16 protein-coding genes and 1 tRNA gene are annotated in these 18,637 nt (G+C 42.1%); 12 read left to right on the top strand and 5 right to left on the bottom strand.

Annotated elements, in window-relative coordinates:
- Positions 1 to 89 precede the first annotated feature (89 nt).
- From meaB to gltB, 4 genes are all read left to right on the top strand, one after another.
- Entirely contained in the window at positions 90 to 1,274 is a 1,185-nt protein-coding gene (meaB, locus tag EO127_RS04030) for a methylmalonyl Co-A mutase-associated GTPase MeaB (protein WP_127448125.1), read from the top strand.
- 315 nt (positions 1,275 to 1,589) lie between these two features.
- Complete coding sequence (locus tag EO127_RS04035; protein WP_127448126.1) at positions 1,590 to 3,032, top strand: [FeFe] hydrogenase, group A; 1,443 nt, start codon at positions 1,590 to 1,592, stop codon at positions 3,030 to 3,032.
- Between the two features lie 623 nt (positions 3,033 to 3,655).
- Positions 3,656 to 4,675: a branched-chain amino acid aminotransferase gene (locus tag EO127_RS04040; RefSeq protein WP_127448127.1), complete on the top strand. Its 1,020-nt coding sequence runs from the start codon at positions 3,656 to 3,658 to the stop codon at positions 4,673 to 4,675.
- Positions 4,676 to 5,194: 519 nt separating this feature from the next.
- The gene (gene gltB / locus EO127_RS04045) at positions 5,195 to 9,781 is read left to right on the top strand and encodes a glutamate synthase large subunit (protein WP_371412854.1); all 4,587 of its coding nucleotides are present in this window, start codon (positions 5,195 to 5,197) and stop codon (positions 9,779 to 9,781) included.
- Between the two features lie 241 nt (positions 9,782 to 10,022).
- Here the strand turns inward: gltB and EO127_RS04050 are convergent, their stop codons facing one another.
- Complete coding sequence (locus EO127_RS04050) at positions 10,023 to 10,712, bottom strand: GntR family transcriptional regulator (RefSeq protein WP_127068885.1); 690 nt, start codon at positions 10,710 to 10,712, stop codon at positions 10,023 to 10,025.
- A complete protein-coding gene (gene ispE / locus EO127_RS04055; RefSeq protein ID WP_127448128.1) occupies positions 10,709 to 11,593 on the bottom strand; it encodes a 4-(cytidine 5'-diphospho)-2-C-methyl-D-erythritol kinase in 885 nt (294 codons plus the stop codon). The genes EO127_RS04050 and ispE overlap by 4 nt, the downstream gene beginning before the upstream one ends.
- A gap of 135 nt (positions 11,594 to 11,728) precedes the next feature.
- On the opposite strand from ispE, the gene tadA reads away from it, so the two are divergent.
- From tadA to EO127_RS04070, 3 genes are all read left to right on the top strand, one after another.
- On the top strand, positions 11,729 to 12,226 hold the full coding sequence (gene tadA / locus EO127_RS04060) for a tRNA adenosine(34) deaminase TadA (protein WP_127448261.1): 498 nt from the start codon (positions 11,729 to 11,731) through the stop codon (positions 12,224 to 12,226).
- A tRNA-Ser gene (locus tag EO127_RS04065) sits at positions 12,180 to 12,270 on the top strand. Before tadA ends, EO127_RS04065 begins: the two co-directional genes overlap by 47 nt.
- Positions 12,271 to 12,336: 66 nt before the next feature.
- Positions 12,337 to 13,179, top strand: a complete 843-nt coding sequence (locus EO127_RS04070) for a DUF362 domain-containing protein (RefSeq protein WP_127448129.1) — start codon at positions 12,337 to 12,339, stop codon at positions 13,177 to 13,179.
- Between the two features lie 206 nt (positions 13,180 to 13,385).
- Here EO127_RS04070 and EO127_RS04075 read toward each other — a convergent pair whose 3' ends face one another.
- The 3 genes from EO127_RS04075 to rpsD all read right to left on the bottom strand — a co-directional run bounded on the left by EO127_RS04075 (position 13,386) and on the right by rpsD (position 14,986).
- A complete protein-coding gene (locus tag EO127_RS04075) occupies positions 13,386 to 13,706 on the bottom strand; it encodes a YnfA family protein (protein WP_197413469.1) in 321 nt (106 codons plus the stop codon).
- Between the two features lie 20 nt (positions 13,707 to 13,726).
- A complete protein-coding gene (locus EO127_RS04080) occupies positions 13,727 to 14,272 on the bottom strand; it encodes a hypothetical protein (protein WP_127448130.1) in 546 nt (181 codons plus the stop codon).
- 126 nt (positions 14,273 to 14,398) lie between these two features.
- Positions 14,399 to 14,986 (bottom strand): 30S ribosomal protein S4, encoded by a 588-nt coding sequence (rpsD, locus tag EO127_RS04085; protein WP_126939854.1) that lies wholly within the window; start codon positions 14,984 to 14,986, stop codon positions 14,399 to 14,401.
- A gap of 175 nt (positions 14,987 to 15,161) precedes the next feature.
- On the opposite strand from rpsD, the gene zwf reads away from it, so the two are divergent.
- From zwf to EO127_RS04110, 5 genes are all read left to right on the top strand, one after another.
- Positions 15,162 to 16,685 carry a glucose-6-phosphate dehydrogenase gene (gene zwf, locus EO127_RS04090; RefSeq protein ID WP_127448131.1) on the top strand — a complete coding sequence of 508 codons (1,524 nt, stop codon included), beginning with the start codon at positions 15,162 to 15,164 and terminating at the stop codon, positions 16,683 to 16,685.
- Complete coding sequence (pgl, locus tag EO127_RS04095; protein WP_240646001.1) at positions 16,664 to 17,419, top strand: 6-phosphogluconolactonase; 756 nt, start codon at positions 16,664 to 16,666, stop codon at positions 17,417 to 17,419. Before zwf ends, pgl begins: the two co-directional genes overlap by 22 nt.
- 26 nt (positions 17,420 to 17,445) lie before the next feature.
- The gene (locus tag EO127_RS04100) at positions 17,446 to 17,670 is read left to right on the top strand and encodes a twin-arginine translocase TatA/TatE family subunit (RefSeq protein ID WP_127068892.1); all 225 of its coding nucleotides are present in this window, start codon (positions 17,446 to 17,448) and stop codon (positions 17,668 to 17,670) included.
- A gap of 8 nt (positions 17,671 to 17,678) precedes the next feature.
- Entirely contained in the window at positions 17,679 to 17,984 is a 306-nt protein-coding gene (locus EO127_RS04105) for a heavy-metal-associated domain-containing protein (protein ID WP_127160419.1), read from the top strand.
- Between the two features lie 94 nt (positions 17,985 to 18,078).
- On the top strand, positions 18,079 to 18,519 hold the full coding sequence (locus EO127_RS04110; protein WP_127448133.1) for a cupin domain-containing protein: 441 nt from the start codon (positions 18,079 to 18,081) through the stop codon (positions 18,517 to 18,519).
- Positions 18,520 to 18,637: the final 118 nt, after the last annotated feature.

The following is an 18,637-nucleotide window of genomic DNA, read 5'->3' on the forward strand; positions in this document are numbered from 1 at the left end:
ATGACACGTAGTCAGTGCCTCGTGCTACTTTGTAGCTGGCTACTGATTGCGTGTTTGTCATATTCGAATCGGTGAAAGGAGGGTGTCTTATGAGTGATGATACCTATAAGCCTTCTTGGGTTCCTGAGGAGAAAGATGATAAATTTGCATGCCGTGTCATGCGAGGTGTGGACGGTGGCCATGATGGGATGGATGAACATACCCATGCCCCACAAAAGCCAGTAGCTCCTAAGGTAGTAAAACGGAAAAAATTGACCGTTGATGACTATGTAGAAGGGGTGCTAGCCGGTAATCGAATGGTTTTATCCCGTGCCATTACCTTAATTGAAAGTAATGCAGCAGCCCATTTTGAAATGGCGCAGCAGGTAATCCAACGATTATTGCCATATACTGGTAAATCTACCCGTGTAGGGATAACAGGGGTACCGGGTGCTGGTAAATCGACTTTGATTGAAGCACTCGGTACAAAGCTGTGTCAAAATGGTCATAAGGTGGCTGTTCTTGCAGTAGACCCATCGAGCACAGTGACAGGGGGGTCTATCCTAGGGGATAAAACGCGGATGGAACAACTTTCACGGGAGCCGAATGCATTCATTCGTCCATCCCCGTCGGGCGGCACTTTGGGCGGTTTGACGCGTAAAAGTAGAGAAACCTTGCTATTATGTGAGGCCGCTGGGTATGATACGATTTTAGTAGAAACCGTAGGGGTTGGTCAAAGTGAAACGACGGTACGTTCCATGGTAGACTTCTTCTTGCTGGTGGTGTTGACTGGTGCCGGTGATGAATTGCAAGGTATGAAAAAAGGCGTTATGGAATTAGCCGATGCCATCGTTGTCAATAAAGCCGATGGGGATAACTTGCAACGTGCCAAAGTCACTCGCCAAGAATATGAACGTATTTTATGGTTCATTCGGGATGCCACGGAACAATGGACAACTCATGCGTATACATGCTCTGCTTACACAGGGGATGGTATCATGGAATTGTGGCAAGGCGTTATTGAGAAATTTATGGAACAATGTAAAGGCAATGGAGTGCTACAAGCACGTCGTCGTGATCAAACCTTATCGTGGGTATACTCCATGGTGGAAGAACATTTGCAAAACTTGTTCTATCGAGCTCCAGAAATTGTAGCCTGTCGAGGCGGTATTGAGGACGCCGTTGTAGAAGGTCGTTTGACACCGACTTTAGCAGTACAACAGTTCATTACTACTTTCACACAAACAGCCTTGGGAGACCAAGCTAAAAATGTTCCGTTATTTGAACTGAAATAACATAGAAACAGGAGGGGAAACTCTCCTGTTTTCTGCTATTGTGGTCAAAATCCTAGTAGTTTTTTGGGTATATGGATTTTGAAAGATATAAAATGAAAAATATATAATAAAAATCTACATGTGTGACAAAAGTAACATAAAAATGACATAAATGTATATTCTAAGTGGATGTGTAAAACTTTACTAGAACTTAAAAGAATAGGAAAATAAATGGCGTATTTATTTATTTTCACAAGTCTGAATATTTGTTATAATATGACGGAAAGTTAATGAATACATAACTAGTATTGTTTACACTATGTGAGGTGCATAATAATGAGTTTCGAAAGTCGATTCCAACATCTTGATCGCCGTGCCCCTATTGCTGAGGATAATGTGGCGATTATTCATGATTTAGAAAAATGTAAGAACTGTACTCTATGTCGTAAAGCATGTGCTGACACTATGAGCGTACTTGACTATTATGATTTGGAAGCAACAGGAGATAATCCTATTTGTATCCAATGTGGTCAATGTGCGGTAATTTGCCCATTTGGTGCAATGTACGAACGTACAGAATTAGATAAAGTAAAAGAAGCTATTGCAGATCCAGAGAAAATCGTAGTTATCCAAACAGCGCCAGCCGTTCGTGTGTCTATCGGTGAAGAATTTGGATTTGAGCCTGGTACATACCAAGAAGGCAAAATGGTAGGTGCTCTTCGTGCGTTAGGTGCTGACTATGTAGTTGATACTAACTTCGGTGCCGACTTAACTATCATGGAAGAAGCAAACGAACTATTAGAACGTAAATTACATGGTACAGGTCCATTGCCACAATTTACTAGCTGTTGTCCAGCATGGGTAAAATTCTGTGAAACATTCTTCCCAGAATATGTACCTCATATTTCTTCAGCTCGTAGCTGTATCGCTATGGAATCTGCTATGGTAAAAACATATTTTGCAAAAAATATGAATATCGATCCTAAGAATATCGTATCCGTATCCGTAGCTCCTTGTACTGCTAAAAAAGCAGAAATCCGTCGTCCTGAGCAAAATAACGCGTCTCGTTTCACTGGCGAAGACTTGGGTCCAGATACAGATATCTGTATCACTACACGTGAATTTGCACAATGGATTCGTGAAGCGGAATTAGATTTTGCTGCAGTAGAAGACTCTGCATACGATAAATTTATCGGTGCTGCTACTGGTGGTGGGGTTATCTTCGGTAATACTGGTGGTGTTATGGAAGCGGCTATGCGTGCATCCTATAAATTCATCACTGGTGACGAACCATCTCCAGCTCCACTTCTTAACTTAACAGATGTGCGTGGTATGGACGGTGTGAAAGAAGCTACTGTAGAAATCGGTGGACATACCATCAACGTGGCTGTGTGCCATGGTGGTAAAAACATCCGTGAATTCTTGAACGAATTGAAAGAATCTGGTAAAACATATGATTTCATCGAAATGATGGCATGCCCAGGTGGCTGTATCGGCGGTGGTGGACAACCACGTGCAAAATTACCAGTTGCTGATAAAGTAAAAGGTGAGCGTATCGATGGTCTTTATAATTGGGATTCCAACATGAAGCTTCGTTCTTCCTATGAAAACCCTGAAATTAAAGATGCTTATGCTAATTTCTTGGAAAAACCATTAGGACATATTGCTCATGAATTATTACATACTACCTATGTAGATCGTAGTGGTGATTTGGGAGCTCGTAAAGACGTGACTCCTGAAACATGTCCAACATCTCCAAAATTTAAAAAGCCGGAATAATTTAGTTAGTAACTTCAACTCCGGTGAGTCAGCGAATGTGTAAGTTGGTTTGCTGCTGAACGAAGTTATTATATAGTCATCTAAGCATGACAACATACTGCAAGACGAAAAGACTCTCTGGGGCTATTCCCTCGAGAGTCTTTTCTATTCTATTCCATCTTGGGGCGGTCGGTTATTTTGATTTGGGCAAAGGGAAGAGGGGAATACTTATGCTGGCTTCATTTGTAGCCTGTGGTGGATTTTTTTGCAAATGGAAGATCGCGGCACATTCCTCCACAAACTGATCCTACGGTAGGTTTGCTCCGGAACATGCCGCGCTCTTCTTGGTTTATGTGGTGTAGCAGTATTATACCCACAGGCTACTGCTTATGAAGCTTATTCCCTTATATGTTCCCCTCTTCTGGGGTTGCCTAATGTAGAAGAACGAGGCGCCCCGAGATGATCTACGAATGAGGGCATTCCTAGGGTGGGGGGTGATAGAATAATTCTTCTTGTACATTTTCCGTGTTGGGTGTATAATAGTTTTTATCTAAAATACAAATCAGTAAATATTCATATGATGTGAAGAAGGAAAATGCACTGATGCATAGGCTTTCACGGGTATGGAATAGTAGGAGGACAGTATGGCAAAGATTGATATGAACAATTTAGATTTTAGTTATAAAGAAACGCCATTCCGTTATGTGTCTAATTTCAAAGATGGTCAATGGGATGAAGGCGGTTTAACGGGTGAGGCGAATATTGTCCTCAATGAATGTGCTGGTGTATTCCAATATGCGCAAACGATTTTTGAAGGTTTGAAAGCATATTACACAAAAGATGGTCACATTGTGTGTTTCCGTCCAGATTTAAATGCTGAGCGCATGTATGATTCTGCGAAATACCTTGTGATGCAACCGTTCCCAACAGATCGTTTTATCGAGGCTGTGAAAGAAGTGGTAAAAGCAAACCAAGAGTTTGTGCCTCCATATAGCACAGGTGGTAGTTTGTATCTTCGTCCATTCTTGATGGGTACTAACAGTGTTATCGGTGTGAAACCAGCAGATGAGTTCCAATTCCGTATTTTCGGTACTCCTGTAGGAGATTATTTCAAAGGCGGTGTAAAACCTTTGAAAATCCAAATTTCCGATTTTGACCGTGCAGCACCACATGGTACTGGTCATATTAAAGCGGGCTTGAACTATGCTATGAGCTTGCATGCCTTAGAAGCAGCCCATGAAGCAGGGTATGCAGAAAATCTATATTTGGATCCTCGAACTCGCACAAAAGTAGAAGAAACTGGTGGAGCGAACTTTATTTTCATTACGAAAGATGGCAAATTAGTAACGCCTAAATCCGATAGTATTCTTCCATCTATCACACGTCGCTCCTTGATGTATGTGGCTGAACATTATTTGGGCATGACCGTAGAACATCGTGAAGTGTACAGAGAAGAATTGAAAGACTTCGCTGAATGTGGTCTTTGTGGTACAGCGGCTGTTATTTCTCCTGTGGGAATGGTACATTCCAAAGAAGAAGATATCTTCTTCCCAAGCGGCATGGATGAAATGGGCCCAACATTAACAAAATTGCGCGAAACATTACTTGGCATTCAACATGGTGAAATCGAAGCACCAGAAGGCTGGATTGTTCGCATCGTATAATAGAATACTTTTACAATGACGTAAACGCATGGTTACCTTAGGGTAGCTGTGCGTTTTCTTGCATAGTAGGCATATATAAGGATGTGGATGAAAGTAATGTTGAAAGAACCCATGAAAGTAAATGTATAAATTTTTGAAGAGTTGATAGATGATACACAATAATATATGAGTTTGAAGTCGTGAGATAAGAAGTAAAAAGAGGTGAATCGTTTAAGAATACATGTATACATGATGGATATGTATTGAAAAATAGTATAATATTTGCTACTATAATATACAGTTCTATATTCTATAGAATTAGAGCTATATTTTATGATTATTATGAAATGTAGTTACTGATTATCATAAGAGGCTAACTCTTTACAGAGTGAGCATATAGTAGGTGGATGCTAATACAGCATCTAGCCGAACTACTATGAAGTACAGTCATTTGACATATGAATTAGAACTTTCAGTATGTGTATACCTAGTGTTAAGTACGCTAGTGTAGTGATAGAGAGCCTACAGGAGGAGAGGGTTATGATGGAAATGAGTACCATTGCAAAACAACATGAGGAGCAGCGCCATTTGGAAGCAAATGGTTTGTATAGTTCCCAATTTGAAAAAGATGCATGCGGCATGGGATTTGTGGTGAATATTAAAGGTAAGAAATCCCACGATATCATCGATGATGGCTTGCGTATTCTTGAGCGTTTAGAGCACCGTGGTGGTGCTGGCGCTGATAAGGATACGGGCGATGGAGCAGGTATCTTGGTGCAAATTCCACATGACTTTTTCCGTCGTGAGTGCGAAGTGTTGGGTATCCATTTACCGCCGGCAGGCGACTACGGTGTGGGCATGGTCTTTGCTCACAAGTACGAAACATTGCGAAATGAGCAAAAGCGTATCCTAGAAGAGGTTGTTCGTGAAGAAGGGCAAATCGTACTGGGTTGGCGTGAAGTGCCGGTAGATTCTACAGCTGTTGGACATGAGGCTGCTTTGATTCGCCCTTGGATGATCCAAATCCTCATCGGTAAAGGTCCAGATGTGACAAACCAAGCGGAGTTTGAACGTAAATTATATATGATTCGTAAAATTGCGGAAAAACGCATCGTTCCATTGAGCAAAGAAATGAGTAGCGATTTCTACATTGCATCCTTGTCGTCTAAAACGATCGTTTATAAAGGCATGTTGACACCAGTACAATTACGTAACTTTTATCTTGACTTGAACGATTTAGATTTCACCTCTGCTTTAGCGATGGTCCACTCTCGTTTCAGTACAAATACATTCCCAAGCTGGGCACGGGCCCATCCTAATCGTTACTTAGTACATAATGGGGAAATCAACACGATCCGTGGTAATGTAAACTGGATTAATGCTCGTGAAGGAAAAGCAGAATCTCCATTGTTCCCAGATATTAAAAAAGTATTCCCCGTGGTGGATGATACAGGATCTGACTCTGCCATGTTCGATAATACCCTTGAGTTCTTACACATGACAGGCCGTAGCTTGCCACATGCCATCATGATGATGGTTCCAGAACCATGGGAACGCAATACTTTGATGAGTCAAGAAAAACATGACTTCTACGAGTTCAATAGTTTCATGATGGAACCATGGGATGGTCCAGCAGCTATGGGCTTTACCGATGGGACTGTTATCGGTGGTGTCTTGGACAGAAACGGCTTGCGCCCTGCACGTTATTATGTGACTGCTGACGACCGTGTGATCATGGCATCTGAAGTAGGCGTAGTGAACGAAGCGGACGATATGATTCGCGCCAAAGGTCGCTTAGAGCCAGGTAAAATGCTTTTAATCGACACAGAAGAAGGTCGTATCATTTCTGATGAAGAAATCAAGCAACGAGTAGCTACAGAACTTCCTTATCACGAGTGGGTAAAAGAGCATGTGATTCATTTGTCGGAAATTCAACAAGCTACGGAAGATAGCATTCCAGAAGTGGGCGATTTGTTCATGCAACAACAAGTATTCGGCTATACCCAAGAAGATTTGGTACGTATGATTATCCCTATGGCGAAAGATGGAAAAGATCCAGTAGGTTCCATGGGTGCCGATGCACCATTGGCGATTTTGTCCGATAAACCACAAATGTTGTACTCCTATTTCAAACAACTATTTGCGCAAGTAACCAATCCGCCAATTGACGCCATCCGCGAAGAAATGGTGACCTCTACACGAGTGATGCTTGGCAATAGCGGTAACTTGACGGACCCCAACAAAGTGGGTACCTACGCCGTATCTATGCGGACACCAATCATGACGAACCAAGAATTGGCGAGTATCAAACAATTGGACTGTCGTCGCATGAAATCGGTGACCTTGTCCATCCTGTTTGACCCTGCCAAAGGTGCGGAAGGCATGAAAGAAGCCTTAGACCGTTTGTGCAAAGATGCAGAGGAAGCAGCTCGTACTGACCAAAATGTGTTGATTTTATCTGACCGTGGCGTAGACGAACATCATGCGCCAATCCCTGCGTTATTAGCAGTGGCTGCGGTGCACAATCACTTGATTAACACCGTATTGCGCACAGAAATGGGCTTAATCTTAGAATCTGGGGAACCTCGTGAAGTACATCATTTCTGTACTTTATTAGGCTATGGTGTAACAGCCATCAATCCGTATGTGGCATTAGCGACAGTTCGTGAACTACAAGCAACGAATCGCTTGGGCGATCTCACACCAGAAGAGGCAGAAGCGAATTACATCAAGGCTTCTGTATCAGGCATTATGAAAGTTATGTCGAAAATGGGCATTTCCACTGTACGCAGTTACCATGGAGCGCAAATCTTTGAGGCATTGGGCTTGAATACAAACTTTATTAGTACCTACTTCCCAAATACACCGACACGCATTGGCGGTATCGGCTTAGGTGGCGTAGCCCGTGAAACGTTGGAACGATTCCAACGAGCTTTCAGAGAAGATGTGAAAGTCCTCGAACCAGGCGGTTGGTACGGTCCAATGAAAGATGGGGAAGAGCATTTATTCAATCCAGATACGATTAAGTTATTGCAAACATCCTTGGTTGAAGGGGATTACAATACATACAAAGAATACTCTAAAATGATTCGTGAAGATTATCACGTAACCTTGCGTAGCTTGATGGAATTAAACTTCCCTGTGGGTGGCGGTATTCCTGTAGAAGAAGTAGAATCAGTGGAAGACATTGTGAAACGCTTTAAAGCAGGTGCTATGAGTTATGGTGCCATCAGTAAAGAGGCCCATGAAACTATTGCTATCGCTATGAACCGTTTAGGATCTACATCGAACTCCGGAGAAGGCGGCGAAGATACCAGTCGTTTTGTCCTAGACGCCAATGGCGACAATCGTAATAGTGAAGTTAAACAAATTGCGTCTGGTCGTTTTGGGGTAACTACGAATTATTTAGTACATGCGAAAGAGTTGCAAATTAAATGTGCCCAAGGGGCGAAACCAGGTGAAGGTGGCCAATTGCCAGGTAAAAAGGTATATCCTGAGATCGGTAAAGCCCGTCACTCCACACCAGGGGTAGAACTTGTATCCCCGCCTCCACATCACGACATTTATTCTATCGAAGATTTGGCAGAGTTGATTTATGACTTGAAATGCGTGAACCCAAGTGCAGCGATCTCTGTGAAATTGACCTCCGAAGCTGGGGTTGGTACCATTGCTGCAGGGGTAGCAAAAGCGAAAGCAGATAGCATCCTTATCTCAGGCTATGATGGTGGCACGGGTGCAGCTGGTCGGACGTCTGTGAAACATGCAGGTGTGCCATGGGAATTAGGACTTTCAGAAACACATCAAACCTTGATGTTGAACCGTTTGCGTGACCGTGTACAACTGGAAGTAGATAGTAAGCTCATGACTGGCTATGATGTGGCTATCGCAGCCTTGCTAGGGGCAGAGTTATTCGGATTTGGTACCTTGCCATTAGTGGCAGTAGGTTGTCGCATGGCACGGGTTTGCCATATGAATACATGTCCGTACGGCGTGGCAACGCAGGATGAAAAATTGCGTGCTAAATTCACAGGCAAACCAGAATATGTAGAAAACTTGATGAAGTTCATCGCCCAAGAATTGCGTGAGATCATGGCTCGTTTAGGCATTCGTAGCGTGCGTGAGTTAGTAGGTCGTATTGATTTAGTGCGCCAATGCTCCCAAGACGATAATTTTAAATTGTCTCGTGTGGACTTGAAACGAATCTTGTTCAAACCATACACAGATGCTTCTGTGGGACATTTGCATAGCATTGATCAAGACCATGAATTGGAACGCACTTTGGATATGAAAAAATTACTTCGTATGTGCCGTCCTGCCTTGGATGATCAAAAACCTATTCGTGCGAAATTGGCTATTAGCAATGTGAATCGTGTAGTAGGTACTTTAGTCGGCGGTGAAGTGGTTCGTCGTTACGGTGAAGCGGGCTTGGCAGATAATACGATTAAATTGAATTTCGTTGGTTCTGCAGGTCAAAGTTTCGGGGCTTTCATTCCGAACGGTATGACCTTAGAACTGGAAGGGGATGCGAACGATTACCTTGGTAAAGGTTTGTCCGGCGGTACGATTATTGCATACCCTCCAAAAGCAGCTACCTATGAAGCGCATGAAAATATCTTGATCGGCAACGTGGCATTCTATGGGGCTACTTCTGGTACTGCCTATATCAATGGTGTCGCTGGGGAACGGTTCTGCGTTCGTAACAGTGGTATTACTGCTGTCGTAGAAGGTGTGGGTGACCACGGTTGCGAATACATGACAGGCGGCGAGGTCCTTGTCCTTGGACGTGTGGGCCGTAACTTTGGCGCCGGCATGTCCGGTGGCTATGCGTACGTGCTTGACCTAGATGGACGTTACTGCAATACAGGACTTGTGGAACTTCGTAAGCCTAGTGAAAGTGACCTAACACGGATTCATGAGTTAGTGCAACAACATGTATTGCATACGAACTCTAAACAAGGTCGCCATATGCTAGAGAACTGGGTATTGTACAAAGATCGCTTTACCAAAATTGTGCCAACCGCTTATGAAGAAATGCAACAAAGCATTGCTCACTTCCAAGGGGAAGGTATGTCATTAGAAGAAGCGCAATTAGCAGCATTTAAAGCAAAATATATGAGTGGAAAATAGAGGTTGGACCCTATGCAAACTGAATGATATGCCTATGTCTATGCGTGGCAATATATCTTGGGGGCGCTTGCAGTCTTCTCTAAATATATGATAGAACCAATATAATATAGATATAAAAAGAGGAATGGAACTGATACATCAGAACCATTCCTCTTTTGGTGTAAATGCTATATTAACATGATTTCATGTATATAGAGAAACAGAAAAGGCTCCATAGGAGCCTTTTCTATATAGTATGTAATTATTCCTCATGTCCTTTGAGCTTCATACCAGCAAGTAATGTTTTCTCCGATTCTTCCATGTGGATGCGAGCAATATGGCGAGCTCGTTCTACATCGCGATCGGAAATAGCCTCTACTAATTGACGATGTTCATCCCACGTTTTTGCAAGACGTCCCGTCTGACTCATAGACAACGTACGGAAGCGCAAAGTTTGCTCCCGTAGGTTGTGAATCATTTCCACAAGACGATCATTACGAGATGCTTTATAGAGAATTTCGTGGAATAGAATATCGGCTTGCACAACTTTGTCTAAATTATTTTCATTCATGTAGTTGCCGATTTCAACAAGATGCTGCTCTAAGGCCTCGATTTCTTCATTGGTAATACGCTCTGCGGCGAGTTCGGCAGCGAGTTCTTCTAAGATAGAACGAAGTTCAAATACTTCTGTTACATCTTTTAAACTCATATCCGCCACATAGGTGCCACGGCGAGGAATCATAACCACAAGACCTTCTTGTTCTAAAATGCGGATCGCTTCACGAATAGGAGTACGGCTCACACCGAGCTCCTCTGCAAGAGGAATCTCCATTAGCCTCTCACCTGGTGGCAACAGACCGTCACGAATGGCTTGGCGTAACGCATCGCTAACAATCTCACGAAGTGGTTTGTACGCATCTAAACGGATGGGTTGTAAACGTGGTGCATTCATCGTAGGGCCTCCTCATCATGTGTTTTCGTAATTAGTGAAAGCCAGTTATGACCGGCTTGTTTAATTTCTTCTTGTAATCGAATAGCATCCAGTGCTTTTTCCAATAACACCACCATAGTAGGACCACTACCCGTCATGATGGTAGGGAATCCACGGTCCAAGAAAAATTGCTTGCATATCACAAGTTCTGGGTGGACAGGGAAAATTAATTCTTCAAAGGTGTTGTCACTAGTTATGAAAGCCTGACGAAAGTCTTTGGCTTTCATATGTGTGGTAACGGTATCCATCGTTGCTGAAGTCACACGAGAAGTACCTGTAAATCTTCCATAGGCTTCTGCAGTGGAAATGCTTACTTCTGGTTTTACGATCAGTAGCCATTGAGCACCGCTAGTAGGTAAAGTTTCTAATCGTTCGCCTCGACCAGTGCCGCGGGCAGTACCGCCTTTCAGTAAGAAAGGTACGTCAGAACCAAGTTTAGAAGCCATGGTCATTAGTTCCTCATCGGTTAAGCGAAGGTCCCAGAATTTGTTAAGACCCAGTAGCATTGCGGCACCATCGCCACTACCACCGCCCATGCCAGCACAAGGGGGAACCCGTTTTAACAAATGAATAGCAGCTCCTTGCGTACAGCCCGTATAGTCTTGCACCATATGAAGGGCTTTCATAGCAATATTGCTTTCTGTATAGGGGATTAATTGTGCCATATAATATGGCAGTTCAGGGGCATCGCCAGAGAATACCACAGAGTGGTGGCGTGCGAAATAAAGAGAATCCCCTAAGAAAATAGATTGAAAAATGGTATCTATATTGTGGTACCCGTCATCACGTTTGCCGGTGATAGCAAGGCCCACATTGATTTTACTAAAAGCTCGTTGTTCCATAAGATTGTCACCTCAGTGAAGTCATCAAAATGTTTGCATGTACTTTTTATTATATCATAATTAGCTTAAGAAGTGACGATTCTCTGAAAGTATGGTATTCTATTGTGTAGCGGCAAGTGGAAAGGAAGTGATTGTATGACTGATGAAGAGTATATGCGTGAAGCCTTGGTAGAGGCACGTAAGGCCTATGATATGGGTGAGATTCCTATTGGTGCTGTATTAGTGCATGAAGGCCAAATTATTAGTCGTCATCACAACCGTCGTGAGATTGACCATGATGCGACGGCCCATGCAGAGGTCCTTGTCATCCGTGAGGCGAATGCTATGCTTGAAAGGTGGCGGTTGACCGGTTGTACGCTTTATGTTACCATAGAGCCGTGCCCTATGTGTGCTGGTGCTATTATTAACAGTCGCATTGATCGTGTTGTCTATGGTAGTAGCGACTATAAGGGCGGTGCGGTAGAATCTTTGTTTAATGTACTTTCACATCCGAATTTAAACCATGAACCACAGGTGTTGGCGGGTGTATTGCAAGAAGAATGCAGTCAAATTATGAAAGATTTTTTCAAAGAACGCCGTCGTATACGGAGAGGTACTCAAGTGGCTGAAGAGTCCGCACTCGAAATGCGGTAGGTCAGGAAACTGGCGCGGGGGTTCAAATCCCCCTCTCTCCGCCAAAGTAAGGGCTGTGTCAGTAGATGCAGCCCTTTTTTACAAAATGACGTAGTTATAGGAGGTATGATATGGAAGTATATTACTCCCCTTTACAAGAGGTTAATCAAGAATTAATCCATAAACGATTAGATTTTTTGTTGCGTAAAATCGGTTTTGATGAAATTGGTTGCGCTGGCAAAAAAGTGGCTCTACTTCGCAATGATTTGCATAGCGATTATGAGGCCTATGAAACGGTAGTGGCATATATGAAAGCACGCATCGAATCCGAAGGCGGCACTGTGGTCTATGTAGATGAGCCTAGCCATCATTCCCGTGAGGTTATTATTCCTGATGGTGAATCTGTGAAAGTAGCCTATATCGATGAACGCATTGCAACTAGTGATGTGGTGATTTCCGTGAATCACATTAAAGCGAATGAGTACAGCGGATTCTCTGGGGCTGTGAACAATACAGGATGGTACTCCGCCAGCTTAGAAGGTCGTCGTGAATTGGTAGCTTTAACAGGTACAGAGCATCATAAAGCGGTGGCTGAATATGCAGCAGCTGCCACACGGAATCGTCAACGATTCCATGTGGGCGTGGCTATGGATGTTGTGGCGGATTATGTGAACCAAGAAAAATTAAAAGACGCAGGTGCCACTAACGAAATCGTAGGAAACCTAGGTATCGTTGTGTCCTACGATATGGTGGCGATGGACGAAGCCTTAGGCGATATTATTACCCAAGCTACACCAGTGGAAAACGGTGTATTAAGCACAGTGGAAAAACGCACATGGGATTATTTCAAAGATATTTCCCCTAATAGCGAATGGCAAGCCATTTTATTACGTGCAGACCGCATGGGACTTGGTACACGTTCCTACGCCTTAGTGAAAGACGAAGAGTTAATCTTCTATGGTGAAAAAATTTAATAGAACATAGCTAGAACAATACACAGATTTTAGGAGTTGTAGAAAGAATAGCGTATGTTAATAATAAAAAATCTCTAGTCTTAGCGATTGTGTATAGCATAACTTGGACTAGAGATTTTGTGTATTTAATTTGTATTGCAGGCCACTACTCATTAGTCCGAGCAGTACTTTCCTATTTCGTGATATAGTGGACTAAAAGTAATCTATTACCGAGGATAATACATAATAATGAGTACCCCGATGATAGATACAATGCCGCCGATGATATCATATCGATCGGGCGTAATGCCATCTACATAATAGCCCCATAAAATAGAGAGAGCAATGAAGATACCACCATAGGCAGCATAGACCTTGCCGAAAGGTGCTTCTTGTAAAGTAGGGATAATACCATAAATGATGAGGGTAATAGCGCCAGCGAGCATATACCAAGGGCTTTTATCATCTTTTAGATACAGCCATACTAAATAGCCACCGCCAATTTCAGCAATGCCGGCTAGAATAAAGTAAAAAATAGAGAGAAGAATTTGCGACATAATGAGTACCTTTAGAGTAAATATTGATCAGCAAGTGGATTAAAATACATATTGTAAGATTTGTAGAAGCTATATGTAGCTGCCACATAGCCTAGTGAAGCGATAGTAGCCGTTTTGGTTGTAAATTTAGGGTCAGTGGGGTGTATTTGACGATAAGGCTTGTATATTGAACCATCAAAATTATAACCTGCTAGGCCAGTCATTTTCCATTGTATTCCAGAATTTTTTTTCTGTTCATCAAAAATTGCCATATCGCCAGAGAACTTTTTCTTTAGCACTTCTGAGCTACGATTATAATCATAGAAAAAGGTAGTATCTGTTTTACCAATGGTATTTGTTTTGTATTGTACCGTATAGATAGTTGCGTTGATAATATAGTATGGTGGATTATAACGTGTTACATTGATTGAAGGCATTTCTACATATCCATCGAGAGTTTGATCTGCATAGACATGTTTATATTTTTCAGGTGAATTTCTCAGCTCGTCTAATGAAATGGCAAACGCTGACATTGTAAAGAGCGAAAAAATCGTTAATAGAAGAAACAGTTTTTTCATAATCGCACCTCGCTTAACACATAATAAATGATATGTACTTTCATTATATAAACTGTCCATAATAATTTCAACTATGAGAGCATAAAAAAAGCAACCAATCCGAAGACTGGTTGCTGTAGTATCCTATTATTTGGAGTACAATTCGACGATTAGTGTCTCGTTTACTTCGATAGGAAGTTCTTCACGTTCAGGAAGGCGAGTTAATGTGCCTTGGAAAGCGTCAAGATTTTTTTCAATGTAAGGAAGTTCGAAAGAACGAAGTTCTTGGAAGTTCACTTTGAACATTTCGTTGTCACGGCTAGCTTCACGAAGCTCGATTACATCACCTGGTTTACATTGGTAAGAAGGGATGTCAACGCGTTTGCCGTTAACAAGGATGTGACCATGGTTTACCATTTGACGTGCTTGACGGATGGAGTTACCGAAGCCAATGCGATATACAAGGTTGTCCAAGCGGCATTCCAACAATTTCAACATGTTTTGGCCTGTAACACCATGCATTTTTTTCGCTTTATCGTAATAGCGTACGAACTGGCGTTCTAGCAAGTTGTAGTATGCTTTAACTTTTTGTTTTTCTAATAATTGAAGACCATATTCAGACATTTTCTTTTGACGTTGGTCTTTTTTTACACGTTTTAAAGCCTTCGCGTGACCGAAAACGTTCACACCGAAGCGACGGCATAACTTAAATCGTGCTTCTCTTCTCGTTGCCATGTGATTATCACCTCATAGATTAATAAAACTTTGCACAAATTGTGCTTATTCATTATACCTTATGAAAATGAAAAAGTCAAAGGCGTATGACCATTGTCAATAGTAGGGTTTGTGCTATAATAAAAGGTGCAGTATTAGTGTTTCCATTGGGAACTGATGTAAGAGGAGATTCACCATGAATGTGTCCTATAATGTAAAAGAAGAATTATGTATTGAACATACACCAGGGGCGGGTGCCATTGTTATCTTTGGGGCCTCCGGAGACCTGACAAAACGTAAATTGTTACCAGCTATTTATTCCTTGTTTCAACGGGGCTTACTTTCACCAAAGGTAGCCGTGGTGGGTGTAGCGCGTACAGCGATGAGCCACGACGAGTTTCGTGAACAAGTGAAAGCGTCCATACTAGGTGATCGTGAACCAAGTGCAGAAGAACAAGCATTTATTGAACGTTTTTCCTATGTAGCGGGCCAATATACAGATCCGTCTACGTATGTAGCGTTGCGCGAAGAGTTAGAGCGTGTGGCAGCGGCTCATTGTACGGGTGGAAATGCACTATTTTATCTGGCCATGCCACCAGAGTTATTTGAACCTATCGTACGTGAATTACATGGGGCAAAGCTATTAGAAGAAGTTGGCTCATGGTCTCGTGTGATCATTGAAAAACCATTTGGGCATGACTTAGAAAGTGCTATTGCCTTAGATGAATCATTAAAACAATATATTACGGAAGAGCAAACTTATCGTATTGATCATTATTTAGGGAAAGAAACGGTACAAAATATTTTGATGCTTCGTTTCGCCAATGCTATATTTGAACCACTTTGGAATCGCAAATATATTGAACGTGTAGAAATTACCGTAGCTGAAGAGTTAGGTGTAGAAAAACGTGCAGGCTATTATGATGGGGCAGGCGCTTTGCGTGATATGGTGCAAAACCATATGATTCAAGTGCTATCTTTGATTGCCATGGAACCACCGGCTAGTTTTAATGCTGATGATTACCGTGATGAAATCGGTAAGCTGATTTCCTCTATCCGTAGTTTACATCGTCAAAAATTGGGTGATATCGCAGTACGTGGTCAATATGTAGATTCTGGCAATACAGAACGTCCCGCTCCCGAGTATCGAAAAGAAGAAAACGTACCACCTACGTCTACGACAGAAACCTATGTGGCATTGAAATTGTTCATTGATAATTGGAGATGGCGTGATGTGCCGTTCTACTTGCGTACAGGAAAACGATTGCCGAAGAAATCTAGTGAAATTGCTATTACTTTCAAACCTATTCCGCACTCTATCTTTAAACCGTTCCATGCGAAAGATTTTAACCAAAACGTATTGGTGCTTCGCATGCAACCAAATGAAGGTATGGGATTGTCCTTAGAGGTAAAATCTCCAGGATCTAAATTGAGTGTCAATACGTTAGAAATGGACTTTTCCTATAGCAACTCCAAGGAATTAGCAGACATTCCAGATGCCTATGAAAGATTGATTTTAGACGGTTTACTAGGAGACCAAACGCTATTCGTTCGCAATGATGCGGTGGAAAAATCTTGGCGCTTATTTAAGCCATTGATTGAGGCATGGGAACGAAATGATGAAGAAACACCGTTATGCTTCTACCCGGCTTTCAGTGAGGGACCAAAAGAGGCAGAAGAGTTATTAGAAGGAGGATCATGGTCGTGGCGAGAGATATAATTCATGCATTTCCTACAGGAGATGACGTGGCGAAAGCAGTGGCCGATCGATTTTTAAATTATACCAATGCATATATTGCCGAGACGGGAACTTGTGTGGTGGCTGTATCTGGGGGTACCACGCCGAATGCATTGTTTTCTTTGCTTGATTCTGATGAGTATACAAATCGCATCGATTGGGAGCATATTTTCTTCCTTTGGGTAGATGAACGATTTGTGCCACAGTCAAATCCAGATAACAATTTTGGCCGTGCGAAAGATCGCTTATTTGGAAATATTATGGGAGCTGCTCACTATTATCCAGTACCAACGAATAACGGTACTGTGGAGGAAGCAGCAGATAAATATGAACAAGAAGTACAAATGGTCTTGAAGCGTACAGAAAAGGAATCCATAGATTTGGTGTTATTAGGATTAGGTGATGATGGACATACAGCGTCCTTATTCCCTAAATCTGAAGCGTTATACGAACGTGATCGTATGGTAGTAGCCGTAAAAGACGGCAAAGTATGGGAGCGTGTGACATTGACATTCCCAATGCTAGTGAATGCGAAATCTGTGTGGTTTACAGTGGTAGGTGCATCTAAAGAGTCGGCCTTAGCTCGCGTGCTTCGCCAACGTAAGGAATACGAAGAATATTCTTGGGAAGACCGAGTAGACCATTGTTTACCAGGTGCAGTGCTAACCCATGAGCCAGTGGAATGGTATGTAGATGAGGCAGCTCATAAAAACTAGTTGATGTGAAATACGAGGTGATACACATGTTTAATTTTGGTACACAAGAATTATTTCTTATTTTAATTATTGCTCTTGTTATCTTTGGGCCTAAAAAGTTACCTGAAATTGGTAAAGCCATCGGTAAAGGGATTAATGAATTTAAAGATGCTGTTAGTGGCGATAAAAAAGTAGCTAAAGAAGAACCAGCAAAAGCAGAAACTATTGATGTAGAAGCTGGTGCTACTAATAGTCATAAACAAAACAATTAGGAGGAACTATGTGCAAAGATTGCGGTTGTGGTAGCACAGGTAATGTGACTACGAAATTATTTCACGTGCCAGGCATGATGTGCGTGAACTGTGAAAATACTGTGAATGGTGCTGTTCGTGGGTTACCAGGCGTACTAGAATCTACAGTAGATTTGAAAACAAAAGAAGTGCGTATTCGCTTTGACCATACAAAAACTGATGAAGCGACCATTCGTGCAGCCATCGATGAAACAGGCTTTGAAGTGGAATCTGTGAAAGATTATGTCCATGAACATGGTGGCATTTTGGGTGCTATTAAGAAAATATTCAAATAAGGCGTACCTATCTGGTGATATGCCAGGTATATATTAGAATACAAGGAGGGGCTATCTGGATTGATTCCAAGATGGCCCTTTTATAGGAGTTAGCATGATACGCAAGTTTAATCAAAAAGAATACACCTGGGATGGAGTCGACACGTTGGTGTACAAGCAAGATAATAGCCCATTTAAAGATGTAACCCGTCAAGTTCTTTTCGATGGGGCTTGGGATATTCCATGTCAGTTCCGCTATTTTGAAGTACAACCAGGTGGTTACAGTACTATGGAACGCCATGAGCATACGCATATGGTGATGATCTTCCGCGGAAAAGGCCAATGTTTAATGGGTGATACCATAGAAGATGTACAAGAAGGGGATATGATTGAAATCCCTAAGTTGATGGCGCATCAATTTCGTGCGAACAAAGGAGATCATCTAGGATTTTTGTGCTTGGTCAATGTGGATCGAGATAAGGTGCAAGTCATTACTCCAGAAGAACAAGCGGAGATGATGGAAAATCCAGTAATCGAGGAGTTTTTAAATAGCTAGCCAATCAATTTACATAAAACTATCTTACAAGTAAGAAACATAAGTGATGAGGGCTCAAGGCATCGAATGAGGATGTTAGGAGTTGCTGTCACTTATGTTTCTTTTGTTTTCTAATCAA

Source organism: Veillonella sp. 3310, from assembly GCF_003999875.1.
GTDB lineage: Bacteria > Bacillota > Negativicutes > Veillonellales > Veillonellaceae > F0422.